Source organism: Pseudomonas sp. 10(2024) (assembly GCF_045164175.1).
Classification (GTDB): Bacteria; Pseudomonadota; Gammaproteobacteria; order Pseudomonadales; family Pseudomonadaceae; genus Aquipseudomonas; species Aquipseudomonas alloputida.
In genome coordinates, this window is sequence record NZ_CP174006.1 from 5754339 (window position 1) to 5776948 (window position 22610).

Below are 22610 nucleotides of genomic sequence, written 5' to 3' on the forward strand. Positions count from 1 at the left end.
CAGCTCACCTTAGAAAGCGAAGCACGAGCAGCCCAGCGCCCCCCAGAAGCCTTGGAAGTCATTGACCGGAACACTCGATTTGCGCGCCTTGTCATGGCTGTGTGCATGCACCCCGCACGGCCCCGAGCACTGGTGCACGGCGGCTGCCAACGATGGCGTACCGACGCGCCAGTGCCCAGGCACCTTGGTCACCGGCGACCACTCCGGCAGCACCGGCACCTGCGGAGGGCCAAGCTTGTCGAACTCGCCAGCACCGTACACCACCTTGCCATCAACGATGGTCAGCACCGACTCGATGCCCTTGATCGCCTCTTCATCGACACTGAAGAAGTCCAGCGACAATGCTGCCAGGTCAGCCAGCTGGCCCACCTTGATCTGGCCCTTCTTGCCTTGCTCGCTGGAGAACCAGGCGCTGCCCTGGGTGAACAGTTGCAGCGCGGTGTCACGGCTCAGACCTTCCGGGTACAGCTCCATGCCACCGACCGTCTTGCCACTGACCAGCCAGTACAGTGAAGTCCATGGGTTGTAGCTGGACACCCGAGTGGCATCGGTACCCGCGCCCACTGGCACGCCCATCTCGAGCATGCGTTTGATCGGCGGGGTCTGCTCGGCGGCCTTGGCGCCGTAGCGGTCGACGAAGTACTCACCCTGGAAGGCCATGCGGTCCTGGATGGCAATACCACCGCCCAGCGCACGCACACGCTCGATGTTCTGCGGGGTGATGGTTTCAGCGTGGTCGAAGAACCAGGGCAGGCCGTTGAATGGAATGTCGCGGTTGACCTTCTCGAACACGTCGAGCATGCGCGTGATCGATTCGTTGTAGGTGGCGTGCAGGCGGAATGGCCAGCGCTGCTCGACCAGGTGGCGCACCACCGGCTCCAGTTCCTCTTCCATGGTCTGCGGCAAGTCCGGGCGCGGCTCGAGGAAGTCCTCGAAGTCGGCGGCAGAGAACACCAGCATTTCGCCAGCGCCATTGTGGCGCAGGAAGTCGGTACCGCTGTGCAGCTTGACGCTGGAGGTCCACTTCTTGAAGTCGTCCAGTTCTTCCTTGGGCTTCTGGGTGAACAGGTTGTAGGCGATGCGTACGGTCAGCTGATCGTTGTCGGCCAGCTCCTGGATCACGGAGTAGTCGTCGGGGAAGTTCTGGTAGCCGCCGCCGGCGTCGATGGCGCTGGTCAGGCCCAGCCGGTTGAGCTCACGCATGAACTGGCGAGTGGAGTTGACCTGATACTCCAGCGGCAGCTTAGGCCCCTTGGCCAGCGTGGCGTAGAGGATCATCGCGTTCGGGCGGGCGATCAGCATGCCGGTGGGGTTACCAAACTTGTCGCGCTGGATCTCGCCACCTGGCGGGTTCGGCGTTTCCTTGGTGTAGCCGACGGCCTTGAGCGCGGCGCGGTTGAGCAACGCGCGGTCGTACAGGTGCAGCAGGAACACCGGGGTGTCGGGTGCGGCCTGGTTGATTTCTTCAAGGGTGGGCATGCGCTTTTCGGCGAACTGGAACTCGTTCCAGCCACCGACCACGCGCACCCACTGCGGGGTAGGCGTGCGCGCAGCCTGGTCCTTGAGCATGCGCAGGGCATCGGCGACTGACGGCACCCCTTCCCAACGCAGCTCGAGGTTGTAGTTCAGACCGCCACGGATCAGGTGCAGGTGCGAGTCATTGAGGCCCGGGATCACCGTGCGCTGCTTGAGGTCGATGATCTGCGAGGCAGCACCCTTGTGGGCCATGGCCTCGGCGTCGCTGCCCACGGCGATGAAGCGGCCGTCCTTGATGGCGACGGCGGTCGCGGTGGGCTTTTCGCGGTCAACGGTGTGCAGTTTGCCGTTGAACAGAATCAGGTCGGCGGTCATGGAACCTCCTTGCGTGGATGCGTGAGCGGAACCGGCTTGGCCGGTAAAAGGCAATGCGGACCAGAGCGCGCCAGCGGCACCGAGCACAGTGCTGGTGGCGAGGAACTGGCGACGGGTCTTGTCGTTGCGATCCTGGGACATGGGCTTCTCCGACTAGGGGCCGGCAGGGGGACTGCGAAGCATGCCGGTTGATGCAAGGCCTGGGCTTGAATGGATGTGCGGTGGGTTGAAGAAGGTTAGCCCTGGTCAAGCTTTTTGCTGCCTGGGCCGGCCTCTTCGCGGGTAAACCCGCTCCTACAACGTCTGTAGGGGCGGGTTTACCCGCGAATGTTTCCCTCAATTACCGCTGAAGGAACGCCAGCAGGTCCTCATTCAGTTGCTGTGCATGGGTCACCGCAAACCCGTGCGGCGCCCCGGCATACACCTTCAGCTCGGCACCGCGAATCAGCTCCGCCGCCTGCTTGCCAGTGGTCTCGAACGGCACGATCTGGTCGTCATCGCCATGGATCACCAACGTCGGCACATCGACCTTGGCCATGTCGGGACGGAAATCGGTCTCCGAGAAGGCCGTCACACAGTCCAGGGTGCCTTTGATTGACGCCATCAGCGCAATGTTCAGGGTCTGCGTCTGCACACCCTGGGACACCTGCTGCCCATGGTTCAGGCCGTAGAACGGCGTGGCGAAATCGGCGAGGAACTGCGCGCGGTCAGCACGCAGGCCGGCCCGGATGCCCTCGAACACCGACAGGTCGACACCGTCAGGATTATCGTCACGCTTGCCGAACACTGGCGTCACCGCGCCCAGCAACACCAGCCCGGCCACCCGCTCGCTGCCGTGGCGGGCGATGTAGCGGCTGACATCACCGCCCCCCATCGAGAAGCCCACCAGGGTGACATCGCGCAGGTCGAGGTGCTCGATCAGCTGGGCAATGTCATCGGCGAAGGTGTCGTAGTCGTAACCGTTCCACGGCTGGCTCGAGCGGCCGAAACCCCGGCGGTCGAAGGCGATGGCGCGGTAACTGCGGCTGGCCAGGAACTCCATCTGCGAATCCCACATGTCGGCATCCAGCGGCCAGCCGTGGCTGAACAGCACGGGCTTGCCGCTGCCCCAGTCCTTGAAATAGATCGAAGTGCCATCGCGGGTAACGAACGTGCTCATAGCGGTATCTCCTTGAAAGTGTCGAGATGAAGGCGTCGGCTCAGCCGCGCAGCCAGTTGGCGCAGCGGCGGGTTACCCAAGGCATGATGTAGAACACCACGGGCAGGATGACGAACAGGTTGACGATCAGGTTGCCGGTAATCACGCCGCCCAGCTGCGGGAAGCGCGCAAACAGCGGCGCCAGCAGTTGCGGGATGACCATGGTCATCGGGCAGATCACCAGGTAGGTCAGCAGTGCCTGCTTCCAGCGCGGCGGTTGCGCTGCCGGGGTGCCCGGCGAGCCATCAAGCACCTTGTGTTGCAGGCATACGGTCACCACTTCGCGGTTGTCATGGAGTGCGGTGTTCATCGGCGTTCCTTGGGATGAGCTTGCCCGCATCCACTGTGCAACGGCGGACGGGCGCTGGATTGGATAGGTGTGCTGCCCTGGGCGGGCACCGATTGGCGGTGCCCGCGGCGTTTGCGCTTACTTGTTGGCGTTGAAGGCGTTGTAGCTGGTCATCAGGTTGCGGTAGTCGGGGATGTGGTTGGAGCACAGCGCGGCCAGGCCTTCAATGTCGTTGCGCCAGTCGCGGTGCAGCTCACAGGCCACGCCGAACCAGGTCATCAGTTGCGCACCTGCCTGGCTCATGCGGTCGTGGGCGGCGTCGCGGGTCATGGCGTTGAAGGTACCGGAGGCATCAGTGACCACGAACACGTCGAACTCTTCTTCCAGGGCCGACAGGGCCGGGAAAGCTACGCACACTTCAGTCACAACGCCGGCGATGATCAGTTGCTTCTTGCCAGTGGCCTTCACCGCCTTGACGAAGTCTTCGTTGTCCCAGGCGTTGATCTGGCCAGGGCGGGCAATGTACGGGGCGTCCGGGAACAGGGCTTTCAGTTCTGGCACCAGTGGGCCGTTGGGGCCTTGCTCGAAGCTGGTGGTAAGAATGGTCGGCAGGTTGAAGAACTTGGCCAGGTCGGCCAGGGCCAGCACGTTGTTCTTGAACGCGTCCGGCTCGATGTCGCGCACCAGGGACAGCAGGCCCGCCTGGTGGTCGACCAGCAGTACAGCGGCGTCGTCTTTGTTCAGGCGGTTGTATTTGAAGTGGGTCATGGGGGTAGCTCCTAAGGGTTTTGATGTTCAGTAAGTTGGGTGTTTCGCGTTGATGGGAGAAGATTAAAACCACCACCTTTGGAGCGGTAGATAGCGGTTTTTGCCTTTAGCGTTCTGTTTTAGGAACGATAGATTGGCGTTGGTTTTGCTGGCCTCTTCGCGGGCTCCCACAGGGATCGCACAAGATTCAAAACCAGCGCTTTAACTGTGGGAACGGGCAAGTCGCGAAGGGGCCAGCACAGGCTTGCATTGCCTGCCCGGAAAACCTGCTCTATTACTACCCACAGCCCTCCCCTCACCCCCGAGATCACCATGCTGGCGTTCATCCAGTCGTCCCCGTTGTTGCTCGGTTGCGCCCTGATCCTGCTCGACCTCGTGCTTTGGCAACTGATCCCCATTCAGCGCCATGCCTGGCGCATCAGCGCGCGCCTGGTGATCTTCCTGCTGTTCAGCTCAGTGCTGATGGCCGCTGGCATGAGCCCGCTGCAACCACCGCCGTGGCCCGACGATGTCTCGCGCAACCTGATGGCCACGGTATTGGCCATCGGCTGGTGGCTGTTCGGTGCGCGCACGGTAACCGTGGTATTCGGCCTGTTGCTGGTGGCCCGTGGCAGCCATGGTGGGCGCTTGCTGCAGGATGTGCTGGGGGCGTTGATCTTCCTCGCCGCCGTGGTCGCGGCCGCAGGCTATGTGCTGCAACTGCCGGTGAAGGGCCTGCTGGCCACCTCCGGGGTAATGGCCATCGTCATCGGCCTGGCGCTGCAGAGCACACTGGCTGACGTCTTCAGCGGCATCGTGCTGAACACCACGCGGCCCTATCAGATTGGCGACTCAATCTCCATCGACGGCACCGAAGGCAAGGTCCTGGATATCGACTGGCGCGCCACGCGCCTGCTGACCGGTACCGGCAGCCTGGCGGTGATCCCCAACTCGGTAGCGGCCAAGGCGCGGCTGCTCAACCACAGTCGCCCGGCCGATGTGCACGGGGTATCGATCAGCGTGGTGGTCCCGGCCAAGGTGCGGCCAAAGCGTGTGTTCGATGCGCTGGAAAAAGCCTTGCAGGGCGTCAGTGCCATCCTTGCGACCCCGAAGCCGAAGGTGACGGTAAAGGCCTCGACACTGGAGTCGGTGGAGTACGAGGCCAGCGGCTTCGTGGCCGATGCGGGCGCCAAGGGCGATGCACGTAACCAGCTGTTCGACCTGGCGCACCGGCACCTGGAGGCCAGCGGGGTGATGTGGAACGTCGACCTGGCCGTGCCGCCGCGCAGCCGCCAGCGCGAGGTGCTGGATGAGGTGCGAGTGTTCCGCTCGCTAAGTGATGAAGAGCGCGATGCGTTGAGCCAGCGCATGACTGCAGTCGAGTACCTGGCGGACCAGGTGATCCTGGAGGTGGGCGAGCATTCCGATCATCTGCTGGTGATTGGCAGCGGTGTGGTGTCGGCCTCGGTGCGCGACGGAGACAAACTGTTGGAAGCCGGGCGCATGGGGCCGGGTGAGGTGCTGGGGATCGAGGGGATCATCGACGAAGAAGATTCGCTGGCCGAATTCCGCACGCTGACCAGTTGCGTGCTGTACCGGATCGACAAGGAACAAGTGAAGAGCTGTTTGCAGCAGCGTGGCGAAGTGCAGACGGCGTTGAGCAAATTGCAGCGGTTCCGGCGGCAGAGCCGGGAATCGTTGTTGTTGCAGAAGCCGGCCCTGATCAAGAAAGGTGGCTTCCTGAGTTGGTTGCACAAGTGAGCCTGTGCTGGCCTCTTCGCGGGTAAACCCGCTCCTACAAGTTGTGCACCGCCTGAGAGGGCTGTGGTGAACCTGTAGGAGCGGGTTTACCCGCGAAGAGGCCAGTACTTACAACACAACCCTCAGGCACTGCCCCGCGTGGTACAGCGAAAAACCGGACTCATAGAACGCCGTGCGCAGCGAAGGCGCGCTCACACCGCTCATCGGCGAAAACGGAATCGGCAGGCTGTCCGCCTCGCCCTTGAGCAGGAACTCGGCAAACGCCCGGCCAATCACTGTGCCGGTTGTGTTACCGCGCCCGTTGTACCCAGTCACCGCCACCAACCCAGGCGCCGGCTCGAACAGGCGCATCAGGTGGTCAGGGGTGAAGTCGATGCAGCCAGTCCAGTGCATTTCCCACTCGACCTTGCCCAGCTCCGGGTAATAGTGGCTCTGGATGCGATCGGCCCAGCTGCGCACGAACCAGGCTGGCTTGTTGTCGACCCGGCCCAGGCTGCCGAGCAGCAGTCGGCCCTGATCGTCGCGGCGGATGCTGCTGAGCACGGTGCGGGTGTCCCACGAACCTTGGCCATGTGGCAGCACCTTGTCGGCTGCAGTGCCCTGCAGCGGTTTGGAGGCTACCTGATAGTAATAGCCGCGGAAGAACTGCTTCTGCAGGTTGCTCCAGTCGCCTTCGGTGTAGGCGCCGGTGGAAATCACCACTTTATCGGCGCGCACAGCGCCACGCGCGGTCTTCACCCGCCAGCCATCACCTTCACGCTCCAGGCCTTCGACCGAAGACTGCTGGAAAATTTTGCCGCCCAGGCGCGCCACGGCAGCCGCCAGGCCCTGGGTGTAGCCCATGGGGTTGATAGTGCCGGCACGGCGATCAAGCAGCGCAGCGGAAATCTTGTCGGTACCGCAGTATTCCTGGCACTGGGCACCGGTCAGCAGCTCGACGTCGGCACCTCGGCGGCGCCATTGTTCGTGACGCGCTTCGAGGTCGGCGATACCGGTGGCGTTGTGCGCCATGTGCAGTGTGCCTTTGTGCTGGGCCTGGCAGTCGATGCCGAGGCGTTCGATCATGGCGAACACTTCAGCCGGGGCTTCGCCAAGCACCTTGTTCAGGCGGCTGCCCTGCTTCTGGCCAAGGGTGGCCTCGACGTCGTCGGGTCGGATCCACGTGCCGGCGTTGACCAGGCCGACGTTGCGCCCGGAGCCACCGTGGCCGATCTTCCAGGCCTCCAGCACGATCACCGACTTGCCCTGTTCGAGCAGGTGGATGGCCGCCGACAGGCCGGTAATGCCGCCGCCGATCACACAGACATCGGCCTTGTGCTCACCGGCCAGGGCCTGGGCGGCGACGGTCGGTTTGCTGACGTGTTCCCACAAGCATTGTTGACGCAGTTCGGACATGGCCGGCTCCAGCAATTTGTTCTTGTTGGGGCCGCAGGGCGGCCCTTTCGCGGGTAAACCCGCTCCTACAGGGGTCGGTGTCGCTTGGACGAACCCTGTAGGAGCGGGTCTACCCGCGAACCGGGGGCCAGGCCCCCGGCCATGCAGCATCAATCCATCAGTCGAACACGATACCCTGCGCCAGTGGCAGCTCGCGCGAGTAGTTCACGGTGTTGGTCTGGCGACGCATGTAGCCTTTCCAGGCATCCGAGCCAGACTCACGGCCACCGCCGGTTTCCTTCTCGCCACCAAACGCACCGCCAATCTCGGCGCCGCTGGTACCGATGTTGACGTTGGCGATGCCGCAGTCGCTGCCCGAAGCACTCTGGAAGCGCTCGGCTTCACGGATGTCGGTGGTGAAAATGCACGACGACAGGCCTTGTGGCACTTCGTTGTTCAGGCGCAGGGCCTCCTCGAAGTCGTCGTAGGCCAGCACGTACAGGATCGGTGCGAAGGTTTCGTGGCGCACCACGTCACTTTGCGCCGGCATTTCAGCAATGGCTGGCGAAACGTAGTAGGCGTTCGGGTACTGGTCGGCCAGCTGACGCTCACCACCGAATACCTGGCCACCTTCGTCGCGGGCCTTGGCCAGTGCGCCCTGCATGGCATCGAACGACTGCTTGTCGATCAGCGGGCCGACCAGGTTGTCTTTACGTGGGTCGCCGATGCGCACTTTGCCGTAGGCGGCTTTGACGCGGGCAACCACTTCGTCCTTGATCGAACGGTGCACGATCAGGCGGCGCAGGGTGGTGCAACGCTGGCCGGCAGTGCCGACAGCCGAGAACAGGATGCCGCGCACGGCCAGGTCCAGGTCGGCGCTCGGGGCCAGGATCATGGCGTTGTTGCCGCCCAGTTCCAGGATGCTGCGGCCGAAGCGGGCAGCAACGCGTGGGCCGACTTCGCGACCCATGCGGGTGCTGCCAGTGGCGCTGACCAGCGGTACGCGCGGGTCGTCGACCATGGCTTCGCCAGCTTCACGACCGCCGATCACCAGTTGTGCCAAGCCAGCCGGAGCATCGCCGAAGGCTTTCAGGGCTTTTTCGAACAGCGCCTGGCAGGCCAGGGCGGTCAGCGGAGTCTTCTCGGACGGTTTCCATACCACCGAGTTGCCGGCCACCAGGGCCAGGGCGGTGTTCCAGGCCCACACGGCAACCGGGAAGTTGAAGGCGCTGATCACGCCGACCACACCCAGCGGGTGCCAGGTTTCACGCATGTGGTGGCCCGGGCGCTCGGAAGCGATGGTCAGGCCGTACAGCTGGCGCGACAGGCCAACGGCGAAGTCGCAGATGTCGATCATTTCCTGCACTTCGCCCAGGCCTTCCTGGGTGATCTTGCCGGCTTCGATCGAGACCAGCTCGCCGAGGTCGGCCTTGTGCTCACGCAGCACTTCGCCGAACAGGCGCACCAGTTCGCCACGGCGCGGAGCAGGCACACTGCGCCAGGCTTCGAAGGCGCTCTGGGCCTGATCGATGCGGGCGATGGTCTCGGCCTTGCCGAGCAGTTTCACCGAGGCGATCTGGCTGCCGTCGATCGGCGTGTGAACAGGGTATTCGCCCTGGGTGTAAGCCTCGGCGGCAACGCCAAGGCGCTCGAGCAATCCAGCAACCATTTGTGCATCTCCTACATCGGTGATGGGGTGGAAAAATGATGTGGATCAGTATTAATCCGATCACATAGGTACAACAAACGACCTTTATTCCGCATATCATTCCGTCAGGTAATGATTTGAGCCGCAGAGACCGCTATGTCAAAACGCCTGGTACCCTCCATGACCGCCCTGCAGTGCTTTGAAGCTGCAGCCCGCCATCTGAGTTTTACCCGTGCCGCTGAAGAACTGCACCTGACCCAGAGCGCGGTCAGCAAGCAGGTGGCACAGCTGGAAGACATGCTGCGCCACCACCTGTTCCTGCGCATTCGCCGGCGCTTGCAGCTTACGCCAGCCGGCAGCCTGTACCTGGCCGAGGTCAACAAAATCCTGACCCAGGTGGACATGTCCAGCCGCTACGTACTCACCTACGGCGAGCAGACCGAGATATTGAAGGTAGCCACTCAACCGAGTTTTGGCGTGCGCTGGTTGATCCCGCACCTGAAGGGGTTTGGCAAACGGCACAGCAATATCCACCTGGACATTCGCAACGAAATGGAGCCGTTCGCCCTGCTGCAAGGCTCGGCTGACGTGGTGTTCTTCTATGGCCAGGGCACCTGGCCGGGGGCCACTTGCGTGGAGTTGTTCCGCGAAGAGGTGGTGCCGGTGTGCGCGCCAGAGCTGCTGGCCGGGCGCAAGCTGGCCGGTGCCGAGGAGCTGGCCGAGCTGGTGCTGCTGCAAAGCACCTCTCGGCCGGAGGCCTGGCATGAGTGGTTCCTGGAGCAGGACCTGCAGAGCGTCAGCGCCTACCACGGGCCGCGCTTCGATACGTTCTATATGGCGTTGAGCGCAGCACAGGCCGGGTGCGGGGTAGCGCTGGTGCCGCGCTACCTGGCGGCGAAGGAACTGGCCGACGGTAGCCTGGTGGTGCCGTGGAACCATGCGATGCGCAGTGCCGGGGCGCATTACCTGGCGTACGCCGAACATGCGGCAGAGGTGCCAAAGGTGCGGGCGCTGGTGGAATGGATTGGCGAGCAGTTGCAGGTTTGACGGCCTCTTCGCGGCTAAAGCCGCTCCTACGGGGACCGCGTAGGCGCGGTTTTAGCCGCGAAAGGGCCGTCGAGGTCGATCAAAAAAGGAATGACACACTCACTTTTTTTCGCTTGTGAGCAAAGTGCATTCCCAGCTTTCATGTAAGCGTCCGAACCCAACCAGGAAGCTAGCGATGCCCGCCAACGATTTCGTCAGCCCAGACAGCATCCGCGCGCAGTTCTCTGCCGCCATGTCGCTCATGTACAAACAGGAAGTGCCGCTGTACGGCACGCTGCTGGAGCTGGTGAGCGAAATCAACCAGCAGGTCATGGCCCAGCAACCCGAAGTAGCAGAGGCCCTGCGCTGGACCGGCGAGATCGAGCGCCTGGACCAGGAACGTCACGGCGCCATCCGCGTCGGCACCGCCGAAGAACTGGCCACCATCGCCCGCCTGTTCGCCGTCATGGGCATGCAGCCGGTCGGCTACTATGACCTCAGCTCCGCTGGCGTACCGGTGCATTCCACTGCCTTCCGCGCGGTGCACGAGCAATCTCTGCATGTCAGCCCGTTCCGTGTGTTCACCTCGCTGCTGCGCCTGGAGTTGATCGACAACCCGCAGTTGCGCGAGCTGGCACAGGGCATCCTGGCCAAGCGCCAGATCTTCACCTCCCGCGCCCTCGAACTGATCGCCCAGTGTGAGCGCGAAGGTGGCCTTGACGCCGCGGATGCAGAGACGTTCGTGCAGGAAGCGCTGCACACCTTCCGCTGGCACCAGGACGCTACCGTCACTGCCGAGCAATACCAGCAGCTGCACGACCAACACCGCCTGATCGCCGATGTGGTGGCCTTCAAGGGCCCGCACATCAACCACCTGACCCCGCGTACCCTGGATATCGATGCAATCCAGCTCGGCATGCCTGCCAAGGGCATCCCGCCGAAGGCCGTGGTTGAAGGCCCACCCACCCGCCGCCACCCGATCCTGCTGCGCCAGACCAGCTTCAAGGCCCTGCAGGAAACGGTCGCCTTCCGCGACCAGCAAGGCCGCGAAGGCAGCCACACCGCGCGCTTTGGCGAAATCGAGCAACGCGGCGCGGCACTGACGCCGAAAGGTCGCCAGCTTTACGACAAGTTGCTCGACGCTACCCGCGCTGCGCTGGGTGGCGCTCCAGCCGAAGCCAATGCCGAGCGTTACATGGCGCTGCTACAGGCAAACTTTGCCGAGTTCCCGGATGACCTGGCGCAGATGCGTGAACAGGGCTTGGCGTACTTCCGCTACTTCGCCACCGAGAAAGGCCTGGCCGCACGCGACCAGGAAGGCCGCCCGACCACCCTGCAAGGCTTGATCGACGCGGGCCACGTGCACTTCGAGGCGCTGGTGTACGAGGACTTCCTGCCGGTGAGTGCGGCGGGGATCTTCCAGTCCAACCTGGGTGACGATGCGCAGGCCGAATACGGCAGCAACGCCAACCGCGAAGCGTTCGAAGCGGCGCTGGGGTTGCAGGTACAGGATGAGCTGGCGCTGTATGCGCAAAGCGAGCGCCGGTCGCTGCAGGCCTGTGCACAGGCGTTGAACCTGGGCTCGATGTAAATCTGTACCGGCCTCTTCGCGGGCTTGCCCGCTCCCACAGGTACAGGGCATACGACCTGTGGAAGCGGGCGAGCCCGCGAAGAGGCCGGTGCAGGTGATCAAAGAGGCGGCAGGATTTCCACATCCGGCAAATCCATTGCCGCCACCTCGCCTTCCAGGAACGCACTCAACCGCCGCAACCGCTCGCCGCCTCGCCGGGTGCGCGGCCACACCAGGTAGTAATCCATGCCGCTGGGCACCGCCGTCGGCCATGGCAGGCTCAAGCGCTTCTGCGCCACATCTTCGGCCACCATCAGCAGGTCGCCCATGGATATCCCGTAGCCACGCGCCGCGGCAATCATGCCCAGCTCCAGGGTATCGAACACCTGGCCGCCCTTGAGCGACACCTGGTCGCCAAGCCCCATCCGCTCCAGCCATTCCCGCCAGTCACGCTTGTCCACCGTGGGGTGCAGCAGTTCGACAGAGGCCAGCCTGCAAACATCCCAGGGCTCCTCGTCGAGCAGGTCCGGCGCGCCGACCGGGATCAGTAGCTCAGGGAACAGCTTGCGCACCTCCCACTCCGGCGGGAATACCCCGTCGCTGAGCAACACCGCGCAATCGAACGGCTCCTGGTTGAAATCCACATGGTCGACATCCATCCAGGCGCTGGTCAGCTGCACTTCATTGCCCGGCTGCAGATGCCGAAAGCGGCTAAGGCACGCCAGCAACCAGCGCATGGTCAGGGTCGAGGGGGCTTTCATGCGCAATATGTCGTCTTCACCGCACAAGGTTTCACAGGCCCGCTCAAACGCCGCGAAGCCCTCGCGCACGCCCGGCAGCAGTACCCGCCCCGCTTCGGTAAGTTGCAGGCTGCGGCCACTGCGCACGAACAGGCGGCAGGCAAAATGCTCCTCCAGCGTACGGATATGCCGGCTGATGGCGCTTTGGGTGATGGACAGCTCTTCGCCCGCACGGGTGAAGGAGCTTAGCCGCGCGGCAGCTTCGAATGCGCGCAGGGCATACAGCGGTGGTAGCTGGCGTGGCATGAGGCACCTGCAATATGGGCGTGTGAGGCAAATCCCCGAGAAACCTATATACATGAGTTCAACTCATGCCAACTATCGCATTTATCCTTTTGTGCAAAGTTGACCGAAGCCTCAGAATCGCCCTTCGTTGATCACCCCAGAATGAAGGACTGCCCCCATGCACGTCGCGCCCACCACAGAACTCAAGGCTTTGCTGCGCCTGGCCGGGCCGCTGATTGCCTCGCAGTTGGCGCACATGCTGATGGTGCTGACCGACACCCTGATGATGGCCCGCATCAGCCCTCAGGCTTTGGCGGGGGGTGGCCTGGGGGCAGCCAGTTATTCGTTCGTGTCGATCTTCTGCCTGGGCGTGATCGCCGCCGTCGGCACGCTGGTGGCCATTCGCAAGGGTGCCAACGACATCGAAGGCGCCACCCGACTGGCGCAGAACGGCCTGTGGCTGGCCTGGGCCTTGGCGCTGTTCGCCGCGCTGGTGTTGTGGAATCTTGAACCTGTGCTGCTGCTTTTCGGGCAGAAGCCCGAGAACGTGGCCTCGGCCGCCGAATTTCTCACCCTGCTGCCACTGGCCCTGCCCGGTTATCTGACCTTCATGGCCTTGCGTGGCTTCACCAGCGCGCTGGGTCGCTCGACCCCGGTGATGGTCATCAGTTTGTTCGGCACGGTGCTCAACTACCTGTTCAACGTGGCACTGATCGAAGGCATGTTCGGCCTGCCCAAGCTGGGCCTGATGGGTATCGGTCTGGTCACTGCAGTGGTGTCGATGGGCATGGCCGCTGCCTTGGCGTTGTATATCCGCTGGCACCCGGCCTATACCGCCTACCCGCTGCGCAAGGGCCTGTCACGCCCATCACTGGCGGCCCTGCGCGAGCTGTGGCGGCTGGGCCTGCCGATTGGCGGTACCTACATGGTGGAAGTGGGCCTGTTCGCATTCGCCGCGCTGTGCATGGGCGTGCTGGGCAGCACCGAGCTGGCGGCGCACCAGATTGCCCTGCAGATCGTGTCCACGGCATTCATGGTGCCGACTGGCTTGTCCTATGCGGTGACCATGCGCGTCGGCCTGTACTACGGCGCTGGCAACCTGCTGGCGGCGCGCAGCGCCGGGCGGGTGGGCATAGGGTTTGGGGCCATGATCATGTTTGCCTTCGCCGCGCTGTTCCTGCTGCTGCCCGAAGCACTGGTAGGGCTGTTCATCGACCGTAATGACCCGGCCTTTGCCGCGATCTTCCAGGTGGCCGTGCAGTTGTTGATGGTGGCGGCGTGGTTCGAACTGTTCGACGGCATGCAGACGATTGCCATGGGCTCGATCCGTGGCCTGAAAGACGCCAAGACCACCTTCCTGATCGGGCTGGTGTGCTACTGGCTGGTGGGGGCGCCGAGCGCCTGGTTGTTCACCTTTACCCTAGGCGGTGGTGCAGTAGGGATCTGGTGGGGGCTGGCGCTGGGGCTGGCATGTGCGGCGGTGGCGCTGACGTTTGGCTTTGAGTGGCGGATGAAGCGGTTGTTGGGGAAGGCTTGGGCTACCGGGAAGGCGACGGCTTCGGCCTGACGTGGGGGCCTCTTCGCGGGTAAACCCGCTCCTACAACGGCCTGTGTCCAACCCCGGTGTGTGTGTCCACCGCAGATCAGTGTGTAGGAGCGGGTTTACCCGCGAATGGGCCGGGCCTGCTGGCCAATCTCCACCAGACGTTCACCGTTGCCGCCACCACCGTATTCGCGGGTAAACCCGCTCCTACAGGACGGCCTCCAACTGGCGTCCGGGCGCCTGCAGCAAATACGCCATCAATTCCCCTATCGGTAGCGGTTTGCTGACCAGGAAGCCTTGCACCTGGTCGCAACCAAACCCACGCAGCAACGCCAGTTGCTCTTCACTCTCCACACCCTCGGCCACCACCTCGAGGTTGAGGTTGTGCGCCAGGTTGATCATGGCGTGTACCAGCTTGCGATTCTCTTCGCGCATTTCCATTTCCGCAACAAAGCTGCGGTCCACCTTGAGCAAGGTGATCGGCAGGCTGTTGAGGTGCACGAACGAAGAAAACCCGGTGCCGAAATCATCGAGCGAGAAGCGCACGCCCAGGCGGCCCAGCGCGTCCATGGTCTGGCGCACCACCTCGTTGCGGCGCATCACCGCCGTCTCGGTCAGCTCGAACTCAAGCCAGCGGGCATCCACACCGTGCTCAAGGATCAGGCGACTCAACGTGGCCAGTAGCTGGCTGTCCTGGAACTGACGGAAACTCAGGTTGACCGCCATGTGCAGCGGTTCCAGGCCACGCTCGCACAATGCCTGCATGTCACGCAGGGCACGGGAAATAACCCAATAACCCAAGGGCACGATCAGGCCGCTCTGCTCGGCCAGTGGCACGAACTCGCTAGGCGGCAGCAGCCCGCGTTCGGCATGGCGCCAGCGCACCAGCGCCTCCAGGCCAACAATGCGCCCGTCAGCCAGGTTCAGCCGGGGCTGATAGTGCAGCTCCAGTTCGTCGCGGCGCAGGGCGCGGCGCAACTCGCTTTCCAGGTCGGCAAGGCTGCGTGCGTTGCGGTTGATGCGTTCGTTGAACACATGGAAGGTGCAGCCCTGGCTGCCCTTGGCCTGACGCATGGCGATGTGCGCGTGCCACATCAACGGATCGGCGCCGCTCTGCGCGCGAGCATGTGCAAGGCCCAGGCTGCAGCCCAGCAGCAGGCTCTCGCCGTCGATCCAGTAGGGCTCGGCCAAGGCCTCGACGATGCGTTCGGCAATCCATTCGGCGCGGTTGGCATCACGACGGGTGTCGATCAGCAGGGCGAACTCGTCGCTACCCAGACGTGCCAGCTGGTCACCCGCCTCCAGCTGATGCTTCAGCCGTGCCACCACCTGCAGGATCAACCGGTCACCGCTCTGGTGGCCCAGGGCGTCGTTGACGTGGCGGAAGTTGTCCAGGTCCAGGTGGCCAAGCGCAACACCACGGCCTTCGTTTTCGGCCAGGCGTGCATTGAGCAAAGCCTGGAAGCCCTGGCGGTTGGCGATGCCGGTCAGCGGGTCCTGCTCGGCAAGGCGCTGCAAGGTGGCGACCAGCACCCCGCGCTCTCGCACATGACGCAGTGAGCGGCGCAGAGTATCGGCGTTGAGCTGGTCGCGCACCAGCCAGTCGCTGACAGCGCTGGGCGCGGCCTCAGGCTCGTGGTCAAGCAGCAGGATGGTCGGCAGCTCGCAACGCCCGGGGGCAGGCTGCAAGCCTGGCGTTGCCAGCACGACGGCCTGGCGATCATGGCTGAACAGGCTGTCGACCGCCTCCCAGTTTGGCGCAGTCAATAGCACGGCGCTGCCACCCAGTGCGGGCATGCACGCGTGCAACGAGGCAGCCCATTCCGGCTCATCGGCCAACAGCAGCAAACGCAAAGGTTCGACAGGCGTGGACAAGCGGGCTCCTTAGGGCTTGACGGTGCAACGAGATCTGGAGGGGATGCTACTGCATTCAATGAAAATGATTTTCACTTTTATACATGGTTTTTTCGAGCGTAGCATTCCGACGTATTTTGTCGTGCATCCTGCGCGAAACGAGTCAAACCGGCAAATATGATTTTTTCAGCTACTAGCATTAGTGACACTAATAATTAGGCGGACAAAAGTCTGACTCAGACGTCAGACGGTCGCGCCACAACGGCCCCATGCCTGTTAGAATGCGCGGCTATTTTCTGGCGACCCCCGGTTTCTAGCATGTCCCGACTCAATCCCCGGCAGCAGGAAGCCCGTGACTATGTCGGCGGCCCTCTTTTGGTGCTCGCCGGTGCAGGTTCGGGCAAGACCAGCGTGATCACGCGCAAGATTGCCCACCTCATCCAGAACTGCGGCATCCGCGCCCAGTACATCGTGGCGATGACCTTCACCAACAAGGCTGCGCGCGAGATGAAGGAGCGGGTCGCCACCTTGCTGCGCCCGGGGGAAGGCCGTGGCCTGACCGTGTGTACGTTCCACAACCTGGGCCTGAACATCATCCGCAAGGAACACGAGCGCCTGGGCTACAAACCGGGTTTCTCGATCTTCGACGAGTCCGACATCAAGGCGTTGCTGTCGGACATCATGCAGAAGGAATACTCCGGCGACGACGGCATCGACGAGATCAAGAACATGATCGGTGCCTGGAAGAACGACCTGGTCCTGCCGCCAGAAGCCCTGGAAAAGGCGCGCAACCCGCGCGAGCAGACCGCCGCCATCGTCTACACCCACTATCAGCGCACGCTCAAGGCGTTCAACGCGGTGGACTTCGACGACCTGATCCTGCAGCCGGTCAAGCTGTTCCAGGAACACCCCGAGGTGCTGGAGCGCTGGCAGAACCGCGTGCGCTACCTGCTGGTGGACGAATACCAGGACACCAACGCCAGCCAGTACCTGCTGGTGAAGATGCTGATCGGCATGCGCAACCAGTTCACCGTGGTGGGCGACGACGACCAGTCGATCTACGCCTGGCGCGGCGCACGCCCTGAGAACCTGATGCTGCTCAAGGAGGACTACCCCTCCCTGAAGATCGTCATGCTCGAGCAGAACTACCGCTCCACCAGCCGCATCCTGCGCTGCGCCAACGTGTTGATCGCCAACAATCCGCATGCGTTCGAAAAGCAGCTGTGGAGCGAAATGGGCGTGGGCGACGAGATCCGCGTGATCCGCTGCAAGAACGAGGAAGCCGAGGCCGAACGCGTGGCCATGGAAATCCTCACCTTGCACCTGCGCACCAACCGCCCGTACAGCGACTTCGCCATCCTCTACCGCGGCAACTACCAGGCCAAGCTGATCGAGCTGAAGCTGCAGCATCACCAGGTGCCGTATCGCCTGTCGGGTGGCAACAGTTTCTTCGGCCGCCAGGAGGTCAAGGACCTGATGGCCTACCTGCGCTTGCTGGTGAACCCGGACGACGACAACGCCTATTTGCGGGTAATCAACGTACCGCGCCGGGAAATCGGCTCCACCACCCTGGAAAAGCTCGGCAACTACGCCACCGAGCGCGGCATTTCGATGTACGCCGCCAGCGAGGAACTGGGCCTGGGTGAGCACCTGGACGCCCGCTACACCGAGCGTTTGCAGCGCTTCAAGCACTGGCTGGATGGGGTGCGCCACAAGGTTGCCCTGGAAGACCCGATTGCCGCGTTGCACGAAATGATCCGCGACATCGACTACGAAAACTGGATCCGCCAGCAGACCGCCAGCGACAAGGCTGCAGAGTTCCGGATCAGCAACGTCTGGTTCCTGGTGGAAGCGCTGAAAAACACCCTCGAGAAGGACGAAGAGGGTGACATGACCATCGAAGACGCCATCGGCAAGTTGGTGCTGCGCGACATGCTCGAGCGCCAGCAGGAAGAAGAAGAGAACGCCGAAGGTGTTCAGATGATGACCCTGCATGCCTCCAAGGGCCTGGAATTCCCCTACGTGTTCATCATGGGCATGGAAGAGGAAATCCTCCCGCACCGCTCCAGCATCGAGGCCGACACCATCGAAGAGGAACGCCGCCTGGCCTACGTGGGCATCACCCGCGCGCGCCAGACCCTGGCCTTCACCTTCGCCGCCAAGCGCAAGCAGTACGGTGAAATCATCGACTGCACGCCCAGCCGGTTCCTCGACGAACTGCCGCCGGACGACCTGGCCTGGGAGGGCCTGGACGATGCGCCGGTCGAGGTGAAGGCCGCTCGCGGCAACAACGCCCTGGCCGATATCCGGGCAATGCTCAAACGCTGATCAACCATTACTCTTTAACTTTGCCGCTTTTAGCGGCCACGGTGGTTTGTATGGCCGATTTGAGCTCACAGATCGCCCATACAGACCACTATCTACATCGAGGAAATCACAGTGGAAGCACTGCATCAGAAGATTCGCGAAGAAGGCATCGTGCTTTCCGATCAGGTTCTCAAAGTCGACGCGTTTCTCAACCACCAGATCGATCCCGCGCTGATGCAGCTGATCGGTGACGAGTTCGCTCGCCTGTTCGCCGACGCCGGCGTGACCAAGATCGTCACCATCGAAGCCTCGGGCATTGCCCCGGCGGTGATGACCGGTCTGAAACTGGGTGTGCCGGTCATCTTCGCTCGCAAGCACCAGTCGCTGACCCTGACCGAGAACCTGCTGACCGCCTCGGTGTATTCCTTCACCAAGCAGACCGAGAACACCGTGGCCATCTCGCCGCGTCACCTCAACAGCAGCGACCGCGTGCTGGTGATCGACGACTTCCTGGCCAACGGCAAAGCCTCGCAGGCGCTGATCTCGATCATCAAGCAGGCAGGTGCCACCGTGGCGGGCCTGGGTATCGTGATCGAGAAGTCGTTCCAGGGCGGCCGTGCCGAACTGGACAGCCAGGGCTACCGCGTTGAATCGCTGGCCCGGGTGAAGTCGCTGGAAGGTGGTGTGGTCAGCTTCATCGAATAAACGCAACACCTGCTTCGCGGGCACGCCCGCTCCCACAGGGACAGCACAGGTCTCGAACGCTGTGCCGTACCTGTGGGAGCGGGCGTGCCCGCGAATGGCCGCAACCCTTTTATCTGGTTGCCGCCAGCCCCGCCAACAACAAGCGCTGGTAAAGTTCTTCTTTAAGCCCCTGCGGCTGCCCCAACTGCATCCGCTCCAGGTGGCTTTCATACCCCTCCGGCCCCGGTGCATCCAACGCTGCCTTGCCCAGCTCCAGCACCTCGCTCAGCTTGAACTTGCTCTTCAACCAGTTCAGCGCCCGCAACAGATCCCGCTCTTCGGCCGTAAAGTCCGTGCCCATCGGATACTCCGGGAACAGCCGCGCATGCTGTGCCCTGATCGCCTCCAGGCGTTGCGGGGTATTGTCGGTAAAGCGCGCCTCCAGCTGAAAGTCGTCGGCAAGCTTGCCAGCTTCTTTTGCCTGCTTGATCAGGCCCGGCTGGAACCGCGAATCGCTCACCGCCAACAACCGCGCAATCACCTCGCTGTCAGTCTGCCCACGCAAGTCCGCAATGCCGTACTCGGTCACCACGATATCGCGCAGGTGCCGGGGAATGGTGCAGTGGCCATAGGTCCAGAACAGGTTCGAGGTCACCTCTCCGCCTGCCTCGCGCCAACTGCGCAATAGCAGGATCGAACGCCCGCCCTCCAGCGCATGGCCCTGGGCAACGAAGTTGTACTGCCCGCCCACGCCACTGAGCACGCGGCCGTCTTCAAGCTGGTCGGCCACCCCGGCACCGAGCAGGGTCATGCCGAACGCGGTGTTGATGAAGCGCGCATCACGACGTTGTCGGCGCTTGATTTCCTCCTGCCCATATAGCTCGTTGATGAAGCTGATACGGGTCATGACAAACTGCGCGCGCAGCTCCAGCGGCATCTCGCGCAAGCGCTGGTAGAACGCCTGCGGGCCGAGGAAAAAGCCGCCATGCAGTATTGCGCCCTGCTCGTCCGCCGGGCGTCGTAGCAGCCCTGCTTCAGCCAGCACCAGCAGGCCGTTGACGAACATCTCGCTGCAGCCGTACAAGCCATGAGCAAAGGTGTCCAGGCCCCCTTCTCGCTCGATCAATGCCTGCCACGGTCCGACATCCAGCGCCTTGAGCACCGCACGGTAACCGGCGTTGTCGCCCTGACGTGCCAGCAATGCCGCGGCAACCGCATCGCCCATGGCACCAATGCCGATCTGCAGCGTACCGCCATCGCGTACCAGGCTGCTGGCGTGCAGGCCGATGCAGTGGTCCTGGATGCCCACCGGCATGTTTGGCGTAGAAAACAGCCGACGTTGCTCGGCTTCGTCGAGCAGCAGGTCGAACGCATCGATAGGCAGCTCGGCATCGCCTGGCATATAGGGCAGTTCGGCATGCACCTGGCCCAGCATAAGGATGGTTTCGCCAGCCGCGCGGCGCTTGGCAATCATCGGCAGCAGGTCGAGGGTGATGTCCGGGTTGCAGGCCAGGCTCAGGTGCACGGGCTTCTCGGGGGTGGCGGCCACCAACTGGGCGATCAGGTTCAGGCCTTTGGCGTTGATATCCCGTGCGGCGTGGCTGTAGTTGCTGCTGACGTAGTCCTGCTGCGCCGATTCGCTGTGCAGCAGGCTACCGGGCTGCATGAAGAACTGTTCGACCCGAATATTGGGTGGCAACGTGTCGTTGCGCAGGTCTGCGAGGTAACTGAGCTCTTCGTAGTCAGCGAACACTCGCTCGACGAAGGGTTCGAGAAAACGCCGCTGCAGGCCATCGCCCAGTGGCGGGCGGCCGAGGGAAAGTGCGGTATAGATGGTCAGGCGCCGTTCGGGCAGCTCGCGTACGCGGGCGTAAAGCGCGTTGACAAAGGCGTTGGGTTTCCCCAGGCCCAAAGGTAGGCCCATATGGATATGGGCTGGCAGCCGGGACAAGACCTGCTCGACAGCTTGGTCGATGGAGCAGAGGTGCATGGGGCCTCCTGAAACATCCGTGGGTTCAGGGGTTGGACATAAGCTCATGCGGGTTGGTTGCCTAGGGCAAACTCTGGTCAACCCCACCTTACTTTAAGCGTCTTACTAATTAAAAATGGAAATACCACTTCTTCGCTCACATGAACCTTGTGATACGCGCTCTTATCGATCGCTATCGCATTTTTATGAACATACCAATAGTCCTTACCGCGAACCCAAGACTCAGACTCATGCACGTAAAACCCTACTATAGATCCGTCCTGGCCTGTGTAGTTGCTGGCCGCATCAATATTCGTTGTGCCATAAACGTGCGCGCCGTAAGATCCATTCTTTTTATAGCCAGGATCGAGCCCGCTCAACAATGATTGAACATTCTTTTTCTGAGTGCCATGCACCATCCTCAATACATAGCCATCCGGCACACTTTTCGGCGATTTCACCACATTGATCTTGGTATGGGAAGGTATATTACTGTATGTCTTGGTAATTACTTCAGTTTCAAAAACAATCGCCCGGTGCAATTTACCAAGCGTCGTAGGCTTTTTCTTTGAAAAAAAATGCCTGAACAATCGCGAGATAGATTTGAATAAAGAGAAATAACCACTCGGATCTTCCCGGTTCACCGGATCCCCTAGACAGTAGGCATATGAGTTCAGACCACCCGCTGCGAACGGGCTCATGCTGTCGGGGCTAATGAAGCGCATCAATGATGGGTTGAATGCTCGACGACCGTTACCCAGTAGATAACAGCCGGTAACAGGATCCTGTCGGCCACCATTAAAACCGAGCACGGCCTGGAAAATCGAGAGATAGCCATAAGGCGAATAGGCCAGATGCCGAAGGGCGCTGCCGGGGATCAGCTTTTGCGGCTGTGTTCGACCGGCTGCATGTTGCTCGGGACAGTTATCGCCCAGATCCATTGTTAGCCACCACTGCAATCAGAAGCGTCAGTGTTCTTCAGAACCCTGAAAAATAGAACTGGTAAAAATGCTAGTTCTCATGGAATCAGGCTCAGCCCGATCGGGGCTTCTGAAGACGTCCATGGACATGGCTCTAGCGGGTTGGTTGCCTGTGCTGGACCTTTCGCGGGCACGCCCGCTCCCACAGGATAACCATAATCCTCAGGTTCTGTGGGGGGCTTGTGGGAGCGGGCAAGCCCGCGAAAGGGCCAGCGCAGGCACCACAAAAACAAAGCCCGCCATCAACGGCGGGCCTCATGCAATTCAGCTGTAAATCACAGCCCGGACATTTTCTTGATCGCTTCTTTCAGGTCTTCATCCGAGCAGTCTGCACAGGTCCCTTTCGGCGGCATGGCGTTGATGCCGGTAATGGCCTTGGCCAGGATACCGTCCAGGCCGCCCTGATGGTCGGCGCGTTCTTTCCACGCGGCGGTGTCACCAATTTTAGGCGCGCCGAGCAAGCCGCTGCCATGGCAGGCATTGCAGTGCTTGGCGATGATTTCATCCGGCGTCTTGGCTCCCCCGCCACCCGCTGCAGCGGCCACTTCCATGCCTTTGCACTCCTGGCCCTGGACGCACACCTGGCCAACCGGCTCCAGGCGCTTGGCGATGTCGTCATTGGTCGCAGCGGTTGCGCTCATTGCCCAGAGGGCGAATACGGCTGCTGGTACGGCCAGCATCTTCTTGATTTGATTCACGCGAACACCCTCATGGTGGCTAATCACGCTCGCGGCCACGGATCGGCGAGCGTTGAAAAGTATAGCGGGAACCCAGAGGCCGTGAA

The 22610-nt window shown here is 62.4% G+C and carries 16 protein-coding genes and 1 pseudogene; 6 read left to right on the forward strand and 11 right to left on the reverse strand.

What is annotated here, in order from left to right:
- Nucleotides 1-9: 9 nt before the first annotated feature.
- The 4 genes from ACI7M0_RS25970 to ycaC form a co-directional block, all read right to left on the reverse strand.
- The gene (locus tag ACI7M0_RS25970) at nt 10-1992 is read right to left on the reverse strand and encodes an amidohydrolase (RefSeq protein WP_129931889.1); all 1983 of its coding nucleotides are present in this window, start codon (nt 1990-1992) and stop codon (nt 10-12) included.
- 199 nt (nt 1993-2191) lie between these two features.
- A complete protein-coding gene (locus tag ACI7M0_RS25975; protein ID WP_129931888.1) occupies nt 2192-3010 on the reverse strand; it encodes an alpha/beta fold hydrolase in 819 nt (272 codons plus the stop codon).
- Nucleotides 3011-3050: 40 nt separating this feature from the next.
- Nucleotides 3051-3359, reverse strand: coding sequence for a hypothetical protein (locus tag ACI7M0_RS25980; protein ID WP_020193757.1), 309 nt, complete (start codon nt 3357-3359; stop codon nt 3051-3053).
- Nucleotides 3360-3476: 117 nt separating this feature from the next.
- The gene (gene ycaC / locus ACI7M0_RS25985) at nt 3477-4106 is read right to left on the reverse strand and encodes an isochorismate family cysteine hydrolase YcaC (RefSeq protein WP_003253552.1); all 630 of its coding nucleotides are present in this window, start codon (nt 4104-4106) and stop codon (nt 3477-3479) included.
- Nucleotides 4107-4418: 312 nt separating this feature from the next.
- Between ycaC and ACI7M0_RS25990 the strand changes: the two genes are divergently transcribed.
- Complete coding sequence (locus ACI7M0_RS25990; protein WP_104962811.1) at nt 4419-5846, forward strand: mechanosensitive ion channel family protein; 1428 nt, start codon at nt 4419-4421, stop codon at nt 5844-5846.
- 108 nt (nt 5847-5954) lie between these two features.
- Here the strand turns inward: ACI7M0_RS25990 and ACI7M0_RS25995 are convergent, their stop codons facing one another.
- Nucleotides 5955-7241, reverse strand: a complete 1287-nt coding sequence (locus ACI7M0_RS25995) for an FAD-binding oxidoreductase (RefSeq protein ID WP_104962812.1) — start codon at nt 7239-7241, stop codon at nt 5955-5957.
- A 157-nt stretch (nt 7242-7398) separates the two neighbouring features.
- Nucleotides 7399-8889 (reverse strand): aldehyde dehydrogenase family protein, encoded by a 1491-nt coding sequence (locus tag ACI7M0_RS26000; RefSeq protein ID WP_129931887.1) that lies wholly within the window; start codon nt 8887-8889, stop codon nt 7399-7401.
- Between the two features lie 135 nt (nt 8890-9024).
- Here ACI7M0_RS26000 and ACI7M0_RS26005 point away from each other — a divergent pair, with 135 nt between their 5' ends.
- Both ACI7M0_RS26005 and ACI7M0_RS26010 read left to right on the forward strand, forming a co-directional pair.
- Nucleotides 9025-9915: a LysR family transcriptional regulator gene (locus ACI7M0_RS26005; protein ID WP_104962813.1), complete on the forward strand. Its 891-nt coding sequence runs from the start codon at nt 9025-9027 to the stop codon at nt 9913-9915.
- Nucleotides 9916-10090: 175 nt separating this feature from the next.
- Nucleotides 10091-11485: a VOC family protein gene (locus ACI7M0_RS26010; protein ID WP_019436536.1), complete on the forward strand. Its 1395-nt coding sequence runs from the start codon at nt 10091-10093 to the stop codon at nt 11483-11485.
- Nucleotides 11486-11583: 98 nt separating this feature from the next.
- Here the strand turns inward: ACI7M0_RS26010 and ACI7M0_RS26015 are convergent, their stop codons facing one another.
- On the reverse strand, nt 11584-12510 hold the full coding sequence (locus ACI7M0_RS26015; protein WP_014592836.1) for a LysR substrate-binding domain-containing protein: 927 nt from the start codon (nt 12508-12510) through the stop codon (nt 11584-11586).
- 157 nt (nt 12511-12667) lie between these two features.
- On the opposite strand from ACI7M0_RS26015, the gene ACI7M0_RS26020 reads away from it, so the two are divergent.
- Nucleotides 12668-14056: a NorM family multidrug efflux MATE transporter gene (locus tag ACI7M0_RS26020; protein WP_070096152.1), complete on the forward strand. Its 1389-nt coding sequence runs from the start codon at nt 12668-12670 to the stop codon at nt 14054-14056.
- A 183-nt stretch (nt 14057-14239) separates the two neighbouring features.
- Here ACI7M0_RS26020 and ACI7M0_RS26025 read toward each other — a convergent pair whose 3' ends face one another.
- On the reverse strand, nt 14240-15907 hold the full coding sequence (locus ACI7M0_RS26025; RefSeq protein ID WP_014592838.1) for a bifunctional diguanylate cyclase/phosphodiesterase: 1668 nt from the start codon (nt 15905-15907) through the stop codon (nt 14240-14242).
- A gap of 297 nt (nt 15908-16204) precedes the next feature.
- On the opposite strand from ACI7M0_RS26025, the gene rep reads away from it, so the two are divergent.
- Entirely contained in the window at nt 16205-18214 is a 2010-nt protein-coding gene (gene rep, locus ACI7M0_RS26030; protein WP_003253537.1) for a DNA helicase Rep, read from the forward strand.
- Between the two features lie 111 nt (nt 18215-18325).
- The gene (locus tag ACI7M0_RS26035; protein ID WP_003253535.1) at nt 18326-18898 is read left to right on the forward strand and encodes a xanthine phosphoribosyltransferase; all 573 of its coding nucleotides are present in this window, start codon (nt 18326-18328) and stop codon (nt 18896-18898) included.
- A gap of 109 nt (nt 18899-19007) precedes the next feature.
- Here ACI7M0_RS26035 and ACI7M0_RS26040 read toward each other — a convergent pair whose 3' ends face one another.
- From ACI7M0_RS26040 to ACI7M0_RS26050, 3 genes and pseudogenes are all read right to left on the reverse strand, one after another.
- Complete coding sequence (locus ACI7M0_RS26040) at nt 19008-20867, reverse strand: acetyl-CoA hydrolase/transferase C-terminal domain-containing protein (protein ID WP_129931886.1); 1860 nt, start codon at nt 20865-20867, stop codon at nt 19008-19010.
- Nucleotides 20868-20944: 77 nt separating this feature from the next.
- Nucleotides 20945-21703: pseudogene (locus tag ACI7M0_RS26045) on the reverse strand (RHS repeat-associated core domain-containing protein); the annotation flags it as partial.
- A 398-nt stretch (nt 21704-22101) separates the two neighbouring features.
- Nucleotides 22102-22506 carry a cytochrome c5 family protein gene (locus ACI7M0_RS26050; RefSeq protein WP_033724653.1) on the reverse strand — a complete coding sequence of 135 codons (405 nt, stop codon included), beginning with the start codon at nt 22504-22506 and terminating at the stop codon, nt 22102-22104.
- Nucleotides 22507-22610 lie beyond the last annotated feature (104 nt).